Source organism: Endozoicomonas sp. 4G (genome assembly GCF_023822025.1).
Lineage (GTDB): Bacteria > Pseudomonadota > Gammaproteobacteria > Pseudomonadales > Endozoicomonadaceae > Endozoicomonas_A.
This window is the reverse complement of the sequence record NZ_CP082909.1, coordinates 1,739,434-1,760,077: the sequence shown is the minus strand read 5'-3', so window position 1 is coordinate 1,760,077 and position 20,644 is coordinate 1,739,434. Positions and strand designations below refer to the sequence as shown.

General features: G+C 48.4%; 23 protein-coding genes and 1 other RNA gene. 13 read left to right on the top strand and 11 right to left on the bottom strand.

Features of this window, described 5'->3' with window-relative positions; translation table 11 throughout:
- Nucleotides 1-24: 24 nt before the first annotated feature.
- Complete coding sequence (locus tag K7B67_RS06930; protein ID WP_252179629.1) at nt 25-684, bottom strand: hypothetical protein; 660 nt, start codon at nt 682-684, stop codon at nt 25-27.
- 872 nt (nt 685-1,556) lie between these two features.
- Between K7B67_RS06930 and K7B67_RS06925 the strand changes: the two genes are divergently transcribed.
- From K7B67_RS06925 to K7B67_RS06910, 4 genes are all read left to right on the top strand, one after another.
- Nucleotides 1,557-3,623, top strand: a complete 2,067-nt coding sequence (locus tag K7B67_RS06925) for a capsular polysaccharide biosynthesis protein (RefSeq protein WP_252179628.1) — start codon at nt 1,557-1,559, stop codon at nt 3,621-3,623.
- 110 nt (nt 3,624-3,733) lie between these two features.
- Nucleotides 3,734-4,168, top strand: coding sequence for a nucleotidyltransferase substrate binding protein (locus K7B67_RS06920; protein WP_252179627.1), 435 nt, complete (start codon nt 3,734-3,736; stop codon nt 4,166-4,168).
- Complete coding sequence (locus K7B67_RS06915) at nt 4,161-4,475, top strand: nucleotidyltransferase domain-containing protein (protein WP_252179626.1); 315 nt, start codon at nt 4,161-4,163, stop codon at nt 4,473-4,475. The genes K7B67_RS06920 and K7B67_RS06915 overlap by 8 nt, the downstream gene beginning before the upstream one ends.
- Nucleotides 4,476-4,491: 16 nt before the next feature.
- Entirely contained in the window at nt 4,492-4,902 is a 411-nt protein-coding gene (locus tag K7B67_RS06910) for a DUF86 domain-containing protein (protein WP_252179625.1), read from the top strand.
- Between the two features lie 47 nt (nt 4,903-4,949).
- On the opposite strand, the gene K7B67_RS06905 is transcribed toward K7B67_RS06910, so the two are convergent.
- A complete protein-coding gene (locus tag K7B67_RS06905; protein WP_252179624.1) occupies nt 4,950-5,435 on the bottom strand; it encodes a hypothetical protein in 486 nt (161 codons plus the stop codon).
- A 1-nt stretch (nt 5,436) separates the two neighbouring features.
- On the bottom strand, nt 5,437-5,838 hold the full coding sequence (locus K7B67_RS06900) for a toxin-antitoxin system HicB family antitoxin (protein WP_252179623.1): 402 nt from the start codon (nt 5,836-5,838) through the stop codon (nt 5,437-5,439).
- A gap of 56 nt (nt 5,839-5,894) precedes the next feature.
- Between K7B67_RS06900 and K7B67_RS06895 the strand changes: the two genes are divergently transcribed.
- The 5 genes from K7B67_RS06895 to K7B67_RS06875 all read left to right on the top strand — a co-directional run bounded on the left by K7B67_RS06895 (nt 5,895) and on the right by K7B67_RS06875 (nt 11,325).
- Nucleotides 5,895-7,124 (top strand): transposase family protein, encoded by a 1,230-nt coding sequence (locus tag K7B67_RS06895; RefSeq protein WP_252179128.1) that lies wholly within the window; start codon nt 5,895-5,897, stop codon nt 7,122-7,124.
- A gap of 566 nt (nt 7,125-7,690) precedes the next feature.
- Nucleotides 7,691-8,980, top strand: coding sequence for a capsular biosynthesis protein (locus K7B67_RS06890; RefSeq protein WP_252179622.1), 1,290 nt, complete (start codon nt 7,691-7,693; stop codon nt 8,978-8,980).
- A 306-nt stretch (nt 8,981-9,286) separates the two neighbouring features.
- Nucleotides 9,287-9,895, top strand: coding sequence for an acyloxyacyl hydrolase (locus K7B67_RS06885; protein ID WP_252179621.1), 609 nt, complete (start codon nt 9,287-9,289; stop codon nt 9,893-9,895).
- Nucleotides 9,896-9,963: 68 nt separating this feature from the next.
- On the top strand, nt 9,964-10,668 hold the full coding sequence (locus tag K7B67_RS06880) for a hypothetical protein (RefSeq protein ID WP_252179620.1): 705 nt from the start codon (nt 9,964-9,966) through the stop codon (nt 10,666-10,668).
- Nucleotides 10,669-10,749: 81 nt separating this feature from the next.
- Nucleotides 10,750-11,325 (top strand): Uma2 family endonuclease, encoded by a 576-nt coding sequence (locus K7B67_RS06875; RefSeq protein WP_252179619.1) that lies wholly within the window; start codon nt 10,750-10,752, stop codon nt 11,323-11,325.
- Between the two features lie 26 nt (nt 11,326-11,351).
- Here K7B67_RS06875 and recR read toward each other — a convergent pair whose 3' ends face one another.
- The 4 genes from recR to ffs all read right to left on the bottom strand — a co-directional run bounded on the left by recR (nt 11,352) and on the right by ffs (nt 14,603).
- Nucleotides 11,352-11,951, bottom strand: a complete 600-nt coding sequence (gene recR, locus K7B67_RS06870) for a recombination mediator RecR (RefSeq protein ID WP_252179618.1) — start codon at nt 11,949-11,951, stop codon at nt 11,352-11,354.
- A gap of 100 nt (nt 11,952-12,051) precedes the next feature.
- Nucleotides 12,052-12,378, bottom strand: a complete 327-nt coding sequence (locus K7B67_RS06865) for a YbaB/EbfC family nucleoid-associated protein (protein ID WP_252179617.1) — start codon at nt 12,376-12,378, stop codon at nt 12,052-12,054.
- A gap of 102 nt (nt 12,379-12,480) precedes the next feature.
- The gene (gene dnaX, locus K7B67_RS06860; RefSeq protein WP_252179616.1) at nt 12,481-14,379 is read right to left on the bottom strand and encodes a DNA polymerase III subunit gamma/tau; all 1,899 of its coding nucleotides are present in this window, start codon (nt 14,377-14,379) and stop codon (nt 12,481-12,483) included.
- A 127-nt stretch (nt 14,380-14,506) separates the two neighbouring features.
- An RNA gene (ffs, locus tag K7B67_RS06855) (signal recognition particle sRNA small type) lies at nt 14,507-14,603 on the bottom strand.
- Between the two features lie 388 nt (nt 14,604-14,991).
- Between ffs and K7B67_RS06850 the strand changes: the two genes are divergently transcribed.
- From K7B67_RS06850 to K7B67_RS06840, 3 genes are all read left to right on the top strand, one after another.
- Nucleotides 14,992-15,240 carry a hypothetical protein gene (locus tag K7B67_RS06850; protein WP_252179615.1) on the top strand — a complete coding sequence of 83 codons (249 nt, stop codon included), beginning with the start codon at nt 14,992-14,994 and terminating at the stop codon, nt 15,238-15,240.
- A gap of 206 nt (nt 15,241-15,446) precedes the next feature.
- Entirely contained in the window at nt 15,447-15,830 is a 384-nt protein-coding gene (locus K7B67_RS06845) for a DUF2237 domain-containing protein (protein WP_252179614.1), read from the top strand.
- A gap of 69 nt (nt 15,831-15,899) precedes the next feature.
- Nucleotides 15,900-16,328 carry a ProQ/FinO family protein gene (locus tag K7B67_RS06840; protein ID WP_252179613.1) on the top strand — a complete coding sequence of 143 codons (429 nt, stop codon included), beginning with the start codon at nt 15,900-15,902 and terminating at the stop codon, nt 16,326-16,328.
- Nucleotides 16,329-16,346: 18 nt separating this feature from the next.
- Here the strand turns inward: K7B67_RS06840 and K7B67_RS06835 are convergent, their stop codons facing one another.
- From K7B67_RS06835 to K7B67_RS06820, 4 genes are all read right to left on the bottom strand, one after another.
- Nucleotides 16,347-17,120 (bottom strand): enoyl-CoA hydratase, encoded by a 774-nt coding sequence (locus K7B67_RS06835; RefSeq protein WP_252179612.1) that lies wholly within the window; start codon nt 17,118-17,120, stop codon nt 16,347-16,349.
- Between the two features lie 54 nt (nt 17,121-17,174).
- On the bottom strand, nt 17,175-18,332 hold the full coding sequence (locus K7B67_RS06830; RefSeq protein WP_252179611.1) for an acyl-CoA dehydrogenase family protein: 1,158 nt from the start codon (nt 18,330-18,332) through the stop codon (nt 17,175-17,177).
- Complete coding sequence (locus tag K7B67_RS06825; protein ID WP_252179610.1) at nt 18,329-19,537, bottom strand: thiolase family protein; 1,209 nt, start codon at nt 19,535-19,537, stop codon at nt 18,329-18,331. The genes K7B67_RS06830 and K7B67_RS06825 overlap by 4 nt, the downstream gene beginning before the upstream one ends.
- Before the next feature lie 121 nt (nt 19,538-19,658).
- A complete protein-coding gene (locus tag K7B67_RS06820) occupies nt 19,659-19,937 on the bottom strand; it encodes a hypothetical protein (RefSeq protein WP_252179609.1) in 279 nt (92 codons plus the stop codon).
- 227 nt (nt 19,938-20,164) lie between these two features.
- On the opposite strand from K7B67_RS06820, the gene K7B67_RS06815 reads away from it, so the two are divergent.
- Nucleotides 20,165-20,518, top strand: a complete 354-nt coding sequence (locus K7B67_RS06815; protein ID WP_252179608.1) for a hypothetical protein — start codon at nt 20,165-20,167, stop codon at nt 20,516-20,518.
- The last annotated feature ends 126 nt before the right edge of the window (nt 20,519-20,644 follow it).

Sequence of the window (20,644 nt, the reverse complement as noted above, 5' to 3'; positions counted from 1 at the left end):
ATATTCCTTCTCAATGTCTTTTTGCTACCTGACTGTGATTCCCTCGGTTTTTGCAATGTGCATCCTTCGGGAACTGTCGTCGTCTATTACGTCTCCAGCGATCACTTCTTCGGCGATTTTGATCTTCAGCCTGTCTGTGGCTATTTCCTGGGCTGTGATTTTAAGAATTCGGTCCCTTTCAGTTTGCTGCTCTTTAAAAAAAGTCTGGTAATCGGACAGATCGTATTCCGGAAACAACGGTTTGGAGCCGTGGGTATAATGCAGGACAAGGTTCTGGTGAGAATCGGTTTTCAGATATAAGGGCTCTGCGGTGCTGAGCGCCACGCTGGTAATGGACTCAAGGCCAAAACATTGCCAGGTTTTGTTTTCAGGAGTGTCTATGGGCTGACAAAGAGTATGCGGGTCGGCCACAGGTTCCGGGCCACTGATAATAAAAGGATCATCCGATGAAACGTGAAGAAACTGATTATTGCACGACTCCGGTTTATTATTTTTTTCCGGATCATAGAGAAGCGGTTGCCAGGTTTGCTGCCTGATTGTCAGTACACCCAGTGCCACCAGAGATCCTGTAATAGCAGAGGCTTGGTCTGGCAGAGGGTACGCCGTCAACCCGCCGGGAATTTGTGCTTCTGCTGAAGCTATGAAAGTCAGGAAAAAGAATAAAGACTTCAGTAGCTGTTTCAATGTCTTGTCTCTCTTTTGTTGTTGAACATTCTTGTTGAACAGCAAGGAATAGATCAAATATCCCATAAGTTTTTTTTTTGGTTTTTTTTTTTGGTTTTTTTTTTGGTTTTTTTTTGGTTTTTTTTTGGTTTTTTTTTGGTTTTTTTTTGGTTTTTTTTTGGTTTTTTTGGTTCTTTTTAAAACTCTGGTTCCCATGCTTTTAGGCCCTGTGGGTTCCAGCGTGGGAACGAGTCAACATCAGGCGGCACCAGCTAGCTGATTGGCTGCGTAGAGCAATGCAGCCTTAATCTGCTCAGCCAGAAGATTAGGGTGTTCATCCAACATTAGTCGCGGGGTTCTCCATCCTTTTGCGAAGCAATAGGGTGGAGGGGGATAGCGAGCAAGGCGCTAGCCTTGCCCTGTATACTGGTCACTGAAGAAAAAGACACTGAAAGAGCGGGTGCATCAATGCGAAGTCTGTGGTTAAATGAGTTGGGGTCGGAAACCGGCCTACCCAGAGCTTGCTCTGTAAAACCACCACCAAATCTTTAGAATTGGTGGTGGTAGTTTATTATCTCTGTCTGCGTCATACCACTTGCCAGCATTTTAAGTATGTCTGTGACCGTTATTCGGGTTCCCTTAATACAGGGTTTCCCGAAGCGTTTTGCCTTATCAACCCCAATATGCTCTGAATAATCTTCTCTATTCATGAACCGCCACTTTTTTCGTTTTGTAGCCAACTGATTTTTGCACCTGTACAATCAGGTCATCGTCGATAGCAAGGTTGCCTAAGAGCCTGACTTTAGCTGCTGTATCGCTTACACAGTTCCAGTTTAGTCCTGCCGGTCTTCAGATTCCAAGCCATTTATTTCTATCAAATATCAGTAACTATTTTGCAGTCTTATTTAAAACCAAAACCCGCTTTTATCACGCTTTCTCGCGGTATCAGTCACGCAAGGGAGTTAACCGCTCTGTTGCAGTGCGATGCCATAGAGCTAAAAAAGCCTTTCACGACCATACATCCTTCTCATGTTGTCCTGGGCTGGGGTAAAAAAGCCAACACAGCGCCAGCGGTTGCGCTTGCAAAACAGCATCAGATTCCCTACTGGCATCTGGAGGACGGCTTTATCAGCTACCTGGGCCACCCTGCCCTGGGTGACAAACGCTTTGCCCTGATCGTCGATCAACGAGGCATTTATTACGATGCTACCGGCCCTTCAGATATCGAAGACCTTCTCAATCATCCCGACTGGTTCAGCGTAGAGTTAAAAGCACGGTCTGCCAACCTTCTGGCTCAGATTACCCGGCACAAAATCACTAAATATAATCATGAGCCTGTAGACAACTGGCAGCCTGACACGGGTGAACAGAAACGGGTGCTTGTGGTTGATCAGACGTACGGCGACTGTTCCGTTAAGTTCGGGTTAGCCGATGACTCCAGCTTTAAGAATATGCTGGATGCGGCGCTTGCAGAGAATCCGGATTCTGAAATCTGGATCAAAGTGCATCCCGATGTGGTTCTGGGTACTAAAAAGGGCTATCTCGGCAGTCATCTTCCTGATCATCCCAGGGTGCGTATTCTTGCTGACAAGGTGAATGCCCAGTCGCTGTTTCCCTGGTTTGAAAAAGTCTACGTCGTTACCTCTCAACTGGGGTTTGAAGCACTCTGGCATAAGAAACATGTCGTTTGTTTTGGTGTACCTTTTTACAGCGGTTGGGGGTTAACCGATGACCGGGTTCCCTGCCCTCGTCGGAAACGGACTCATACCATTGAAAGCCTCTTTGCAGCTGCCTGCCTGAAGTACACCCGTTATATTGATCCGGAGACGTGTGAACGGTGTGAGCTGGAAGACATTCTGGAGCTGATTCCCCTTCAGAGACAATCACGAAGCCAACCCGTCAAAACCCTTTATGCGGTGGGTTTCAGTTTATGGAAGAGAGCCTTTTTAAGGAGTTTTACCCGAGGGATTTTGGAAAAAATTCAGTTTGTAAAATCACTTCAGCAGGCTGAAGCGAAGGCGACAGCGGGCGATGGTATTCTGGTTTGGGGAGCCAGGCATCATGACTATACACCGCCATCGACTATTAAACTGTTCAGGGCAGAAGACGCCTTTATTCGCTCTGTAGGCCTCGGGGCGGATCTGCGTCGGCCCAGTTCTTTGATCCTGGATCAGACCGGTATCTATTTTGATGCTTCACGGCCTTCTGATCTTGAAACTGCCATCAATACCCTTGAGTTGAATGATCAGCAACTCGTTCGGGCAAAAGCTTTGCGTAATACACTGAAACAGCAAAGGATCAGCAAATACAATCTGCAAGGTTCAGAGCAATCTCTGTTTGAGTCTGCCAGAACAGATCAGCGCAAGATTCTGATTACCGGCCAGGTGGACAGCGATGCTTCTATTCAATGGGGCAGTCCTGAGATCGCAGCCAATCTTGAGTTGATCAAGGCGGTTCGGACCTATGCGCCTGATGCTTTTATTGTTTACAAGCCTCATCCGGATGTGCTTTTAGCAGGGAGAGAGGGTCATATTCCTGAGCAGCAGGCCTTGAATTGGGTCGATCATGTTGTGACGGATGGTGATATTTTTGATTGCATTGAGCAATGCGATGAGCTGCACGTTATGACTTCTCTGGCGGGCTTTGAAGCTCTGACACTCGGCAAAACCGTTCATTGCTGGGGTCAGCCTTTTTATGCAGGCTGGGGGGTAACGGTTGATCACTTTAGCTGTCAGAGACGCGATGGCCAGCGAACGTTGGACGAATTGATCTATTTTGCCCACTGTTATTACCCTGTGTATGTCAATTGGCAAACCCGACGGTATACGACACCGGAGAGAGTTATTGCTGCCATTGAAAAAGAACGTCGTTCAACAGCTGAAAGTGGTCACTTTATAAAACGGTGGGTGAGCAGGAAACGACGGAAGCTGGGGTATTTGGTTGAGGCTTTACTGGGGTAGGTTTTTTTGGCGCTTTTACAGGCTGGCTGGTCATTTTGAGCTAAACCGACTTTACTAATCAAGTTTCTGGGATAAGATGATCTAAACAGAAATGACCACCAGTAAGATACATGACGATAGACACTACTTTTTTTTCCCGCTGCATTAAGACACTGGACACTGCTCGTCAGCAATTGCTCGACTGTGAAGAAGGCAGTATAGAGTACGATATGTACCGTTCGGCCTGTGTGAAAGAGTTTGAAATCATCCTCGAACAGGCTGGCAAACTGCTTCGCAAGTGTCTGAAGGATTTTGTTCATAGCCCCAAGGCAGTCAATCGCCTTGTGTTTAAAGAAGTCTTCCGGCAGGCGGCGCAGCATAGCCTTTTGTCTATTGAGGAAACCGAACGCTGGCTGATTTATCGGGACAATCGTAACAACACAGCCCACGATTATGGTAAGAAGTTCGCTGAATACACCGTTAAATTGCTGCCAGACTTTATCGCTGATGCCACTGCTTTGGAGAAAGCGATAGTGCAGCACATGGAACGAGTTAAAGATGATTGATTTACGGGAAAAAGATCGCAAGTCTGTCTGTGATCTGGCATCACAGATATTCCCCTGTGGCACCATACTGTGGGCTTATGGGAGCCGTGTAAAAGGCACTCATCATGATGCCAGCGACCTGGACCTTGTTGTTCACTTTCCCGATGGGCAAGACGACATTGATAGTTTCAATCAGCTGGCAACATTTAATGAAGCCTTGCGTGACTCCAACATACCGATCATTGTGCAGGTACTCTCCTGGTCTGCTATACCAGAGTCTTTTAAAACCAATATCAAATCCTGTTATGAAGTGCTTTGTTTGGTTTGAACTCAGCAGAGTTAAAATGGATGACGTGATTCTGAGTATATACAGCATCATCAAACGATGCCTTGTGCGTATCGAAGAAGAGTATGTCGGGCACGAAGATGAACTGACAACAAACTTTACCCGACAAGACGCCATTATTTTAAATATCCAGCGAGCATCATATGCAGCACAGGATCTGGCGAACCGAGTCATTCGCCTGAAGCAACTGGGCATCCCACAGGAAAGCAGGGAATCGTTTTCCCTGTTATCTGATCATGGTTATGTGCCTGTGGATCTGGCAGATAGCATGATAAAAATGGTCGGATTCAGGAATATTGCTGTTCATGAGTACCAGAAATTGAATGTAGATATCCTCAAGGTGGTCATTGAAGAGCATGTACAGGAGATCAAACTATTTGCTGAAGAAGCAATGAAGAGTTTCCAGTGACTCAAGTGACAAACAAGCCATGGCGGTACTGAAACCCGGATGTATTTTTATTCAGAGCAATTTTGCGCTCTTTGCATCGAAGGCAAGATTATCTTGGGAAGATTCATTCTATTGCACAAGCTGGTCAAGTATTCACGCCAATAGGGCCAGACCTGAAAGCTGACATGTTTTAAGGCAAACTCACTGATAGCTTGTTCAGAGAGCTTTGCTTGTTGGAGTTCATATTCTGCAACAAAAGTTGCCTCTATAACTGCTTTCGGGATGACAGAATCTGGCTCTTCAGCTTCTTGTGAAACCAGCCGGGCACCAAGCTCTACATGAAAGCGTAGAATATGAGTTTCCTTGTTATCCTCATCTAAAAAGGTAACTTGTTCCGAGCGAGTGACCCGATGCTTGAATTGGGGCTGCAACAGGTAAGAAGAAGGATCATAAAGTGGAAAAAAACGATCTGCCAGCTCGCTGTTAGAATTTAACAGACCAATATTTTTTAGCTCGAGGGCATCCAATGCTTCTTGAAGTAATTCGTCATTCATTTTAATGCCAGCCAACTTTCGCTTTCGGTAGAAGAGTTTCCCTGCTTTGAACCAGCTTTAGATTAGGCTTTCCTACCGGTTCAGAAGAAGTTGAAGCCTGGGTCCTGTACCCTGTGATGTTTTGATAGCCAGCGTTATAACCGGACTGATAAGACAGCACATTAACCAGATATTGATTAAGACTGATACCTTCCTGCTCAGCACCTTCAGACAGGCTGCGATGCAATGTTTTTGGTAAGCGCAGGGTTACCCTGCCACTGTATTCATTGGCTGGTTCATAGGGTGTGGGCATGGCTTTACCCTTGGCAGACAAACATTCTGCTGTCACCTCAATGGTATCAATTGCCAGTGCGAGTCTCTTCCAACATGAAATGAGCCTAAAGGGGACTCCTGTTTCTAGCATGAAATGAGCCTCACGCTTTTGGATCTTTCGTCCATTATTACTGGATGAAAATCATCATGAACACGAGGCTAATTAGTACCCTCCAGCAGGTTCAAGAACTGCTTAATCAAGCACCATTGATAGAGCCCGGTTGGGAGTCAAAAGACGAGTGTTATCAATGGGTTGAAGAAGTTTTGAGGCACTTCCGATATCGATCACTCACTCGGTCAGAGAAAGGGATTATTAAGCGGTATCTGACAGTTGCCACAGGCTACTCAAGAGCTCAAATCAGCCGCCTTATCAAGGCATACCTCTCAGCAGGTCATTTGAAGCGCAAACAGCGGACCAGCAATGGGTTCAGCAATCAGTACACCAAGGCCGATATAAGGCTCCTCGCTGCGACAGATCAGCTTCATAATGGTCTAAATGGGGCTGCTATCAAAAAGCTCTGTGAAAGGGCGTATGTGCAGGGTGACCAGAGCTATGAACGCCTGAAAGATATTTCCGTCTCACACATATACAACCTGAGAAAGTCACAGACATACCGTAACATCCGGTCACCTAAAGACGTCACCAAACCGACAAAACGAGCAATTGGTGTACGGCGAAAACCAAGGCCAGAAGGACAGCCAGGCTTTATACGCATCGACACTGTACACCAGGGTGATCAGGATAGAGTCAAAGGCGTGTACCATATCAATGCTGTTGATGAGGTGACACAGTATCAGGTTGTTTGCTCTGTTGAGAAGATTAGTGAGACATTTTTGATTCCTGTTTTGGAGGAGCTGCTGGCTTCATTTCCCTTTAAATTAAGGGGTTTTCATTCTGATAACGGTTCTGAATACATTAATGGTCGTGTATCAGAATTACTTGAAAATCTTCGTATAAATTTTACGAAATCAAGAGCAAGAAAGACGAACGACAATGCACTTGTAGAAAGCAAGAATGGTGCGATCATCAGAAAAATACTTGGGTATGCTCATATTCCTCAGAAGTATGCGACAGAAATAAATGAGTTCAATAAAATCTATCTTACCCCATACCTAAACTTTCATCGTCCGTGCTTCTTCCCGGAAACAGAGGTAGACGCAAAGGGCAAGGAAAAGAAAAAGTATCACTATGAAAACATGATGACCCCCTATGAAAAATTCAAAAGTCTCCCCGACTTTAAGAAATATTTGAAAAAGGGAGTCACCCTCGAAGAACTTGAGGCAAGAGCTACAAGCATGAGCGATAATGAGTCAGCAAAGCAGTTGCAGGCTGCCAGAGAATTACTGTTTCAATCAATTTTTGAACGAAAGGCCTGAAAGCACTGGCTTGACGCCCCTTCAGGCTCATTTTGGGATTAGAAAATACTATCAGGCAGACCGTCGTGAGTAAACACTTTGTGGCCTCCACGCTTCCCATCCTTTACGTCAAAGCCCAGAGTGACAAGCAGAGCGGTAAGTTCGCCGCAGCGCATTGATGCACCAGCATTGTCCAATTCTCTGATCACCCTATCAAATAAATTATCTGTAATCATGACACTATATTTAGTGGCAGACTCAGAATATAGCAATGAGAAACCTGACAAAACCAGTATTTATTCTAAATATGTATAAATGCTAGTTATGTATATTTCCTTACAACTCGTTCCCACGCTCTGAGGGTGTCAAAAAACTTTGCTTTTCACGCTGGAACTCACATGGCCTAAAAGCACGTACAAGAGATCAAACTGTTTGCTGAAGAAGCAATGAAGAGTTTTCAGTGACAACTTCCCCCTTGCTGTAAGTAATTACACCGGGTTATATTTTTACACTCCTGTGCTAGCATTTGCGCTTTACACGACTGTTAACAAACGACCCAGATCACGCAAAGGGAGCGGGTTTAATCAATGACTGAATCTGCTGTACTGTTCCTTCAGGGTCCGCTGGGACCGTTTTTCAAACGGCTGGCACGCACCTTTTCCAAAGCCGGTTACATCACCCATAAAATCAATTTTAATGGGGGCGACCGGTTTTTTTCGTGGGCTGATGTTCAAACCCATTACCAGGGTAAACCCGCTGACTGGGCCGCTTTTCTTAAGCAGTACCTTACTGAACATCGTATTGAAGCCGTCTTTCTTCTGGGCGATTGCCGTTATTATCACAGAACAGCGAAGCCGGTCTGTGATGCCCTGGGGGTTCAATTTTGTGTCTTCGAAGAAGGCTATTTACGACCTGACACCATTACCCTGGAAGCCGGTGGCGTTAACTCTTTAAGCCAGATGGATCTCAGCCGTGAGAATCTGGAGAAAGTACTCCCCTGTTCAGTTAAGTCCAGCCAGACAATCGGCGGCACCATGAAACAAAGGGCTGGCTACGCTGCTTTTTATTATTGGGCCAGTTTTTTCGCAAAAGGTGAATTTTCTGAGTACCGGCATCACAGGGCTACTCATCCGGTCAAAGAAGGCTTTTGCTGGTTGCGGGGCTTTACCAGGAAGTGGCTGTTTAAAAGTTACGATCAGCAAACGCAATTTCGTCTGGATAATGAGTTTGACAAGAGATTCTATCTGGTTCCATTGCAGGTGCACGACGACTCTCAGATGATTTTCCACTCCCCTTATGAGTCAGTTAAAGCCTTTATCGAAGAGGTGATGATTTCTTTCCGAAGACACGCTGATTCAGATAAAGTGTTGTGTTTTAAGCATCATCCGATGGACAGGGGCTACACAGAATACGGTCGGTTTATTGAAGCGCTGGCAGTAGATCTGGGCATCGGGGACAAAGTGCTCTACTGCCATGACATTCCTTTACCCGATTTATATCACCACACCTGTGGCGTAGTGACCGTTAACAGCACCGTTGGGATTTCTGCCCTGCTGCATCACCTGCCTACCAAGGTCATGGGGCGTGCTTTTTACGATATTGAGGGGATTACCCACCAGGGGTCACTGGCATCATTCTGGACAAACCCTGAGCCTGTTGACCGTGATTTATTTACCCAACTTCATTCATTTTTGTTTCAGAAAACCCAGATCAATGGCAGTTTTTTCAAGCACTGCCGGCTTACTTGCAATAACTGCCTGAGTTTTTACGAAGCATTTCTGAAACCTGTCTCCACATGCCCGCCCTCAAAGCCAAAGCTTGATTTGATCTCTGAACAAGCAGAGTCGTTCCCCTCCGCTTATATCCGTGCTGCATAAAGCAGCACCGCCCTGACACTCCTGCCCTTCCTATACACCTCTGCCTGACATATTTCTCTACCTAATATCGGTGGGAGACTCCTGTTAGTCACTTGAAATGCCAGGCAGGTGGAGGACAGTTGTGGAAGAACTACTCTTTATTACACATAAGCCCGCGTAACCCATGGGCAGAGGATTTTAGCCCTACCCTCCCATCACAATCCCCCCCAGCAATAAGCTATCAAAAAATTTCTCTAAAGCCTGGATTTTATCGGCCGATAGCTAATGCGTGGAAACCACAAGGATGATAATTTCCAGGGGAAGTATATGAAAAAAGCTATTGCCAGCCTCTGCCTGTCAGCCCCGCTGCTGATCCAGGCACAGAGTGCTCACGCAGAAGATTTTGTTCCAGATAGTATCAATGTTAGCTATGGACAGTACCTTGACCTTGTTTCGGGTCGCTCAGCGGATTATACCAATCTGCGCCTGGGCATTACCTGGGACTGGAAAAAGAACTTTTATCAATCTGATCACATGGTGCTCAGCAGCTATTTCGAATTGGCTGCCAGCTCGTGGAAAAGCAATCTCACAGCCAGTGACAACCCCAGCCCTGATGGCAAAGATAAAGCGACGGCTATCAGTTTTTCGCCGGTATTAAGAATGGCCTTTCTGCCAGACGCCAGCGTTCGTCCGTTTCTCGACCTGGGCGTGGGTGCCGCTTACCTGTCTGAAAAAGATCTGGAGAAAAAGAAGCGATCTCCCATTAATATGGGCGGTCATTCCCAATTCGAGATCCGGGTCATGGCAGGGGTTGAATTTGGATCCCAGCGGCAGTTTGAACTCAGCTACGGCTGGTTTCATTACTCCAATGCCGGGCTGCACAGCATGAATGAGTCCATTGACTTTCATTTTGTGACACTGGGCTACCACTGGTAATAACTTAGTCAGCAGCCTGCTGAATCCATAACTAGAATGGATACATCATAGCGTTATGGTGTATCCCAATGGCTGCTGGCTTATCGACAATTCTTGGTTTTTTTACCGCCTGGATGTCTCACGAGTCCCCCTGGGTCTATATAGCTACAGACACCCCGGAAGATTTCAACCCTCATTGCCACTATCAGGTGGAGTTCGATCAAACCTGGTTCTTCGCAGCCGCTGTCAATAAAGATGCTCTTTTGCTGACCCCCTATGGCAGTCTGGAAAATGCGGATACTTACGTACTCAAAATTTCTGCCACCCAGAAAAACTCCCTGATCATAAAAAGCAATGGCAGCACCAGTGAACAGCCTCTTGGCTTTGAATCCATTCGCAGATGGTGCCCTTCTGCTCCTGAAAAAATAGACCTCAATAACAACAACAGCTTTAACCTCAGCCAACGCCAGAATATTGAATGGAAGGAGTTTCCGGACGCGGATTCCACGAAAAAAGTGATTGAGCAGGCCAAAGACAAAAAACTTCAGGCCAGCAGCTTCAACAGAAATTGTTTTTATCGAGTAAAGCTCGACAACAACCAGAGCTGGCAAACCGCTTTTGGGACAGATAATGGCGGCTTCACGCTTTATATCAACACTTACTTCCCGGACTCGGTAACGGGCACACAGAAAACCATTGACTGGATGACGACGGATCAATATACCCGAACACGAGAGGGCGAGGAGAAAAGCACGGGGCAGGTAAGACGTATTCAGTACTTCTGCCCTGAGTGACAAGACTGTACCAAGCCTGAGTGATTGATTTTGCTGAATAGAGTTATAATAAATTGCCCGGTAAACAGAACAGGACTTAACATGTCTCAAAAAATCAGTCACTCCCTGGTCACCCCTGATGCTTATCTGGCCCACGAAAGGGCATCAACGACTACTCGCCATGAATATATTGATGGCTATATAGTGGCTATGGCAGGCGAAACCATTCAACATGGCAGAATGATCGCTAATTTAACCCGCATTTTAGGTAATCATTTAGTGGGAAAGCCATGTGATGTATTTGCAGCGGATGTTAAATTAAAAGTTGAGTCCGCCTTTGTTAAGTCCTTCAGATATCCCGATGTCATGGTCTCCTGCGAACAAGAACGGCGTTTCGAAGATATGTGCGAGTCTGCTACGGTTTTGGTTGAAGTGCTATCCGAGAGCACAGAACTGACCGACCGCGTTTATAAGTCAGCGGAGTACGGGCATATTTTAAAGGCGACTCAAGGTGAGTATCTGGTCGTTAATCCCAACTACCCTGTCGTAGAAAAAAGAATGTGGCGAGATGGACGTTTTAAGGTCGTAGCCACTTATAACGAAACTGATAGCATCATACTGGAAAGCCTGAAGCTGGAAATACCCATGACTGATCTATACCACTCACCCTCCCAATAACCCGTTTTCAAGAATACCCCTGAATTTCAGAGCTCCAGTTTCCGTCGGCCTGCCAAAGCGTGGGCCAAGGTTCCGCCATCGACATATTCCAGCTCACCCCCCAGTGGCACACCGTGGGCTATCCGGCTGGCTTCCACCCCCATGCTTTTCAGCTCTTCAGCAATAAAGTGGGCCGTCGCTTCGCCCTCAACCGTTGGGTTGGTGGCAAGGATCACTTCTTTGACCTTGTACTCGGCGACACGCTCCAATAAATCGGTCACGCCAATCTCGTCAGGACCAATGCCATCAATCGGCGAAAGATGCCCCATAAGCACAAAATAACGGCCTGAGTAGCCACCAGCCTGCTCCAGGGCCATCACATCAGAAGGGTTTTCTACCACGCACAGTGTTGACTGCTCGCGACCCGGGTGACTGCAAATATCACACAATTCACTTTCGCATAATGTTCTGCACGACTTGCAACGCCCTACCCCTTCTGCCGCATTGGTCAGGGCTTTAGCCAGCCGAAGTGCGCCCGCACGGTCTTTTTCCAGCAGATGTAACGCCATTCTCTGGGATGACCGGGGCCCTACTCCGGGCAGACAACGGAGGGATTCCATCAATTCCTTGATCAGAGGACTGAACATAAATGCACTCAAACTCCAGTCAGGAGCCACCCACAATGAGTGGATCCTGATCTTCAAAAACGACTATTAAAAGATGCTTCGGAAAATAGTGCTATGACACTTAAAAAGGCATCTTGAAGCCGGGAGGCAGACCCATACCCGAGGTCAGGCCACCCATTTTATCTTTGCTGTTTTCTTCCACTTTACGCACGGCATCATTGACAGCTGCAGCCAACAGGTCTTCCAGCATTTCCTTGTCTTCTTCCATCAGGCTAGGATCGATTTGCACATCCTTGACATCATGACGACCGGTCATAACCACTTTCACCAGACCTGCACCAGATTCACCGGTGACCTCAGCGTTTGCCAGCTCTTCCTGGATGCGCTGCATGTCTTCCTGCATTTTCTGGGCCTGCTTCATCAGGTTTCCCATACCGCCCTTAAACATAAAAACTCCTTTACATTAACGTTTGGCTCATCAATGGATCACAGAAAGCGACGAGCCAAAAACAACCAGGATCACCGGACGATGGAAACGCCCGGCCAATCCTTACTTAATCACATTGCCAATTGGCTGAACGCTGTCTTCGATAACAACAGCGGAAAACTGATCAATCAGGCTTTGCACATGCTGATCGTTAAAAATACTGGCGCGAGCTTCAGCCATTCGCTCAGCTATTTTACGCTCCCGCCAGGCGGCCGGGGTTTCTGCCTGAGCCTGACCAATCTCTATCTGAACTCTGAGCGGCTGGTCAAAATAGTCGCTCAGCGCCTTCTCAACCCTTTGCCGGTGGGTGTCGTTGTACAAGGTACTTCTACTGCCGTCCAGCCGCAGATCAACCTTGCCTGCCGAATGACTGACATACTCACAATGAGAGGCAATGGTTCGGGTCACACCACCCAGGGGAAGATTTCTGAACACCGGGATCCAGGACTGCACATCCAGATCAGCAAAAGATATTTGCGCTTCAGGTACGAGACTCTGAACATGCTCCTCTTGCACTGCCGCAGGTTCAGGCTCCGACTGAGTGACTACTGGCTGTGATGCCAACTCAGAGGCATAAGCCTCATAAGTGGACACGGAGGGTGGAACCTCCTCTGCCTCCTGCTCCAGACAAGCATCAACAGCAGGCGGAGGCTCTACTTCGACACTTTGCTCAACCTGGGCCGACTCCGGAGCCGGTGAAGGCGAAAAATCTTCCGGTAATGGATTTTCAACAACAGCCGGTGTCGGCGGCTGAAAGTCAGCAGGCTCAGGCTCAGGCTCCGAATCAAGAGCAGGAGCAGATGCCACAGGCTCTGACGACTCTGCGGTTTGAGTCACCGCTTCACGCTGGACACCCTGGGGTACCTGTATGGCAACAGGCTCAGGCTTGAATGCCAACATTCTTAGCAAAACCATTTCAAAGCCACCCCGCGGGTCCGGTGCCAGGGGAAGATCTCTTTTCCCCACCAGACCGACCTGATAATAGAGCTGCACATCTTCAGCCAGCATATTACCCGCCAGTTCCAACACCTGCTCACGATCACCCTGGCTATTATCTACTGCCTCAGGGACTGCCTGCGCAATGGCAACCCGATGCAGCATGGAGAGCATATCATCCAGCACAGCCGCGTAATCCGGTGCATGTTCAGCCAGATTGGCAACAGCGGCCAACACTTCAGGGGCAGTGCCTGATGAAAGAGCTTTAACTATTTTCATCACCTGACCCTGATCAATGGTACCGAGCATGGCACTGACTTCCTGCTCGGTGACCTGACCATTACCGAAGGCGATAGCCTGATCGGTCAGGCTCAGGGAATCCCTCATACTGCCATCAGCTGCCCTGGCCAACTGCCAGAGTGCCGAACCTTCAAAAGGAATGGACTCCTGACCAAGAATGTTTTCCAGGTGACCAACAATCCTCTGGGGCGTCATATTTTTCAGCCCAAACTGCAAGCACCGTGACAGAATGGTCACTGGCAGCTTCTGAGGATCAGTGGTAGCCAGCAAAAACTTCACATGGGGAGGCGGTTCTTCCAGGGTTTTCAGCAGCGCATTGAAACTGTGCGCCGAGAGCATGTGCACTTCGTCAATCAGATAAACTTTATAACGCCCCCGGGTAGGCGCGTACTGGACGTTATCAAGCAGCTCCCGGGTATCCTCTACCTTGGTTCTGGAAGCCGCATCCACTTCAATGAGATCAACAAAGCGCCCTTCATCTATTTCGCGACAGGCAGCACACTGCCCACAGGGAGTGGAACTGACACCCGTTTCACAGTTAAGGCATTTGGCCAGAATCCGGGCAATGGTTGTCTTGCCGACGCCCCGTGTACCCGTAAACAGATAGGCATGGTGCAGTCGATCCTGGTCCAACGCGTTGACCAGAGCCTGTAGTACGTGAGTCTGGCCCACCAGCTCTTTAAAAGTGCGGGGTCGCCATTTGCGCGCAAGAACCTGATAACTCATTGAAAAGTTTGAATACCGGTAACAGAAACTGAAGGCTCTATGCTAACCAAGAAAACGAAAGATTGCACGGTTCACAGGGGTTAGATAAGGATATTTCAAAGACAGGCAAAATACAGATGGAGGCAAACCCTGCCAGCCACACCCCGGCACATGATGTCACTGCTACCGTTGCTCCCTTCCGGGCCTGGCGGGGTTCACAGCTGATCATTGCGAGGGGACCGACAGGGTCCACCAAAAACAGACGTCTCGTCTGGATGCAGCGCATTCTCCACAAAACAGCCTGCCACGTCAACCACTTATGGCAACGAAGCCTCTGCCCTCCGTCACCAGGTCGTCAACAAACCCTCAACGCTCATCTCATAAAGAAAGCAAAAGAGTGTTACCTTCTACCCCTTCCGTAACGTAACACTGAGAAAAATAACTCAAAAAAACCGCTTGCACGCCTACCAATCACAAACGCAATACGTATACGTATAAGTATCTATACGCACCGGTTTACAACTGGCACGTATTGTGCAAAATACTCCCCTGTAGCGACTGGCCAGCCTGAAGAAGAGATGCCAGTTTTTTGCAGAACACGTACTTTTCGACCAAGACTATGTTGGAACAGCCATGAGTAAACCTGCACAAAGTCACATGGAAACTTACCTGAAATACTTGCGAGCCAGTGTGCAATTGAAGGAAAGCAGCAAGCCCGAAGTAGAAGACACTGTTAAGGCAAAAGACTCCTCACAGATTGAAGACTCTTTACAGGTCGAAGCCGAATACCTGAGAAGCATTTATAAATTACTGCCAAGAGAACAGGCTCTGCAAATGACGGTCAGACAGGCAAAAGTCCATACGTCTATCAGACCGCATTGATTTCCTGCACAGAGCTAAACGATCATGTACGTATACACCAATAAAAATCAGTGTCCTGACGACCTCTTTCAGATCAGGACCTTCCTGAAAATTCTCCATTGACTATCGAAGCAACCTGCTGTTAACTCCCACCTTCGGATTGTCTTTGGAATACGGCGTCACTGAACCCCGCCCTGAAGCACGGGGTATCCAGTTGAGGTAAAACGATGAGCACACCGACTTCTGATCAAAAAAATGTTCTCGGGGAACCTCTTCAACCCTGCTGCCTTGATCCCATTACCGGCATCTATCGGGATGGTTACTGCCATACCGACAGAAATGATATTGGGGTGCACGTTGTCTGCGCCAGAGTCACTAAAGCGTTTTTAGAATTTTCGCTTGAACAGGGTAACGACCTGATTACACCCAACCAGGCTCACAGTTTTCCCGGGCTTAAAGAAGGTGATCAATGGTGCCTGTGTGCACAAAGATGGGTACAAGCCTATGAAGCCGGAGTCGCTCCTCCGCTCTACCTGAGATCCACTCACGAAAAGGCTCTTGAAATGATCAGCTTTGAGATATTGAAATCAAAAGCCCTTGATATTCATTGACCATTGAAGCCCACAATGCAGTACAATTGCACAGAACAAACATCTCAAGTAATCAGTCATGAGCACAGTATGCCCAATGCAGATACTCAATGCAGCCTTTCCTCTTCCGATGAACAGTCTTCAACTGAAAACAGCCACGAACTGTCCAGTTCTGAAGCACTCCGCCTGATCAGGGAACGCTGGCCAGAAGCCTTTCGAGTGGCTTCACCCCGCCCTCTTAAAGTCGGCATCCATAACGAGATGAAACAGACCGGTGAGTTTCCGGTCAGTACCATCAAAAAAGCTTTGAAACTGTTTACCCAGCAGGATCGCTATTTATCATCCATCAAGGAAGGCAGAAACCGGATCGACCTGAATGGCAAGCCTGCCGGCAAAGTCAAATTGAAAGAAGCGGTCAACGCCGAGATTCTTCTCTATCAAAGACATCTGGCCCGCCAGAAAAAGCATGAACGAGTCTTTGTCGGGCAACTCAAGCGGGTGACCGGGCAACCCGGCTAAGCCGGGATGAGCTTTCGCCTACTCATAGCGCCATTGGGGTGATCGTTTTTCCAGAAAAGCCTTGACGCCTTCGTTCTGATTCTGACCTTCGAACAACTCCAGGAATAGATCCCGCTCACGATCGTATCTATTCCTTGATGCACGCCGATTCAATTGAATCAGCTTTTTACAGGCCACAACAGAATCAGGACTTTGTCGGCTGACTTTTTCAGCAAGCTCCCGGGCCATAGAATGCCCCTTGCCCTGCTCCACAACTTCATCAACCAGACCTATCTCAAAGGCTTTTCCGGCATCCACTTTCTCACCCAGCAATATCATGCGCTTGGTCCAGGGTTCGCCCACCAGCCACATTAAATTCTGAGTACCACCTGCACAGGGCAACAGACCGACACCTGCTTCCGGCAGGCCCAACAAAGCTTGTTTTTCGGCCACTCTCAGGTCACAGGCCAGCGCCACTTCAAGACCACCACCGAGGGCGAACCCATTGATTGCAGCGACAGAGATACCCTTGAACTCTGTCAGTGCCTCAAAAGCCAGGGCAAACGCTTCCGCCAAAGGCCGGGCCTGTTCAGGCGAAACATCGGCAAACAGATTAAGGTCGGCTCCGGCACTGAAAAACCGTTCCTCTTCGGAGCGAATAATCAGGGCGGTTATCCTTGGGTTTTCATCCAATTCATAAACCATCTGCTCAAGAAGTTTCAGACCTTCCAGCGTCCAGGTGTTGGCCGGTGGGTTATTCAACTGGATGGTGGCAATATGACCTTCCAGAGAAAGTTTTAAACGATCAGACATTGTTCACTCCAAGACATTGTTCACTCCAAGACATTGTTCACTCCAAGACATTGTTCACTCCAGTCCTGAACATTCATCAGCCAGAACCCGGCGGGCAATGATCAGCCTCATGATCTCATTGGTCCCTTCCAGAATCTGGTGTACCCGTGTATCTCTGACATGGCGCTCAAGAGGATACTCATTGATGTAACCGTAACCCCCATGAAGTTGCAATGCCTCATCACAGACTTTAAAACCAATATCCGTGGCAAAACGTTTAGCCATGGCACAATAGGCAGTGGCTTCAGGGTCGTTCTGATCCAGCTTGAAGGCTGCCAGCCTGACCATCTGCCTGGCTGCCGTTAACTCGGTGACCATATCAGCCAGCCGGAATTGCAGAGCCTGGAACCCGGCTAACGCTTTACCAAATTGCTTACGGTCTTTAAGGTAGTCCCTGGCCGTGTTCAGCGCCTGTTGAGCCGTACCGACCGAACAGGTTGCGATATTAATTCGACCACCATCCAGGCCTTTCATAGCGAGCGTAAAACCTTCGCCCTCTTTACCCAGGAGGGCACTGATGGGAATCCTGACATTATCAAAACTGACCAGCCGGGTAGGCTGACTTTTCCAACCCATTTTCTTTTCATTGCGACCATAGGTGATGCCCTGACTGTCAGCGGGCACGGCAAAGGCAGAGATCCCTTTTGGACCTTCCTGCCCCGTACGTGCCATAACCAGCAGGAGATCGGTACTGCCAGCACCTGAAATAAACATTTTCGAACCGGAAAGGACGTACTCATTTCCTTCCCTGACAGCACGCATTTTCAAAGAAGCGGCATCACTTCCGGAACCCGGTTCTGTCAGACAGTAGGAGGCCAGCTTGTCACCGGTTACCAGGGCTTCGCTCCACTCGGACAGCACTTCGTCACTGGCCGCCAGCCCTACCATCCAGACCACCATGTTATGAATGGTCATATAAGCGGTGGTTGAGGTACACCCCATGGCCAGCTGTTCGAATACCAGACTGGCGTCCAGCCGTGATAAGCCCATCCCTCCCATTGACTCAGGTGCGTACAGGGATAAGAAACCCAGCTTGCCTGCTTTTTTTAAGGTTTCGATCGGGAAAATACTGTCTCTGTCCCAGTCAGCGGCATTAGGCAGCAGCTCTTGCCGGGAAAACTGGGCGGCAAGATCACGAAAGGCAATTTGATCTTCTGTGAGAGTAAAGTTCATTGAATCAACTCCACGGCAATAGCAGTGGCTTCACCCCCACCAATACAAAGTGATGCAACGCCTTTGCTGCCACCTTTCTTTTTCAGGGCATTAAGCAGTGTCACAATGATCCGGGCACCGCTGGCTCCCAGTGGGTGACCCAGGGCACAGGCGCCACCAAACACATTCACCTTGTTGTGATCCAGACCCAACTCCTGCATACAGGCCAGGGTTACCACCGCAAAAGCTTCATTGATTTCAAACAAGTCTACGTCTTCTGCCTGCCAGTCTACCTTTGCCAGCAATTTACTGATGGCAGTGATGGGAGCAATGGTAAACTCTGCCGGTAACTGAGCATGGCTCTGATAACCTTTGATGCGGGCAATGGGGGTTAAGCCTTTGGCCAGCGCGTCTTCCTCTCGCATCAAAACCAGGGCTGCCGCACCATCGGAAATAGAACTGGAGTTGGCTGCTGTGACCGAACCGTCTTTATCAAACGCCGGCCTTAGCTGCCGGATCTTTTCAGGACGTGCTTTACCGGGCTGCTCATCCACGCTGATTTTACCGCTATTTTTACCGCTGCTATTTTTACCGCTGCTATAGCGAGTGCCCACTGGCACAATCTCGTCAGTAAATGCCCCCTCCTCAATGGCAGCCTGGGCTCTTTTCAACGATTCCAGTGCATAGTCGTCCATTGATTGTCTGGATACTTGAAAACGTTTGGCAGTCTGCTCAGCAAAGACACCCATGGCATGACCATCGTAGGCATCCTCCAGCCCGTCAGTGAACATATGATCCTGAACCTGACCGTGCCCTAATCTCAAGCCTGCACGGGCTTTATCCAGAAGGTAGGGGGCGTTGGTCATACTTTCCATGCCGCCTGCAACCACGGCATCAGCCTCGCCCAATTGTAGCTGAGCCGCTCCCATCATGACGGCTTTCATGCCTGAGCCGCACACTTTATTGACGGTTGTCGTACAAGTAGAGTCCGGCAGGCCAGCCCCTCTGGCAGCCTGTCTGGCAGGAGACTGCCGACAGCCTGCCGGCAGCACACAACCCATCAGAACTTCAGAAATATCGGCGGCAGCAAGACCACTTTTTTCAACAGCAGAACGGATGGCAACAGCCCCCAGCTGGGGAGCGGTAACCTCGGAAAGACTCCCCTGGAAGCTTCCCATGGGAGTGCGTGAAGCTGAAACGATGGCAATAGTGACTTGATCAGACATGGTAATCTCTTGTTGTTGTTCACAGAGCCAGTATCCGACACAACGGACCAGCTCTCAAACATTCTACTGCAACAACCGACAAAAAATACCATCTGAACATTTGACTCAGGATTGTTTTCCTTTAAAAACAACTGTCGTCCGCAACATCAAAACACCCCCACTGGACGAACAGGTCTTCAACTTCACGAATGGCCTCTTTATCCGCTTCACTGATATGCCTCAGGACAGCATTGGCCATGACCGAGGCCAGATCACTTTTAAGCGACTCCCCCAGGCCCGCTGGTAGGCGAAGAATGACATCCCCAAAAAGAATCGTGCCACCCTGGGTCACCCGGATGACATATTCCCCCTGGGTCGATTCAGTCATGGTGAGAACGGCTTTTTCTATAGACTTGCTCATTACTTTTCTCCTCTTGGCTGATCGCTGACCTCTATCCATGCATCGGCTGAGAAGAAAAAAACATTGCCCGAATTCACCCCATCATAACCATCGTCGTGAACAGTAAGGGAAAGTCACCTTGTGAACGATCTCCGACATTGGTTTAATAGCCAGGCTGTACATGACGTCCAACTCGGTTATCCAGACAGTGCCCGATAACAGCAGATTGGCCAGATGGGAAAAGTGCATTGCTACAAGAAAGCAGGATTCAAAACGAACCTATCCAGACCCTCAGGGACTCGCGACCCAATGTAATGCTGCCAGAGTCAACCCGGCATCATCAACTCTACGACTGCCCTGTCTATGTCTGGTATGCCAGTGGCTGGATCCGCTTTAAGAAAGCACAGCCCCAAAGACGCTGGTTCGTTTATATTGAATATCGAGACCGCACCAGAGCCAGCCAATATCACCTGTCAGAGTTCGACACTCCAACCTGCGCCCTGGACTTTATGGACAATGAAGCCATTCATCTGGCGCTTCCAGACATTTGTCCAAAGCAAACCCGAACATACCCCATTGTGAAAAGCACTACTCTTAAGTAGCTTCACTACACCCCGGCCATTCATCACGGGCTCCGGATTCTTCTTTTTCTGCAAATCAAGTGGAGTGGCAGGCAGCTTTTACTCAACCATACTTAATAGCATTGCCTATTGAAATCACCGGAGATG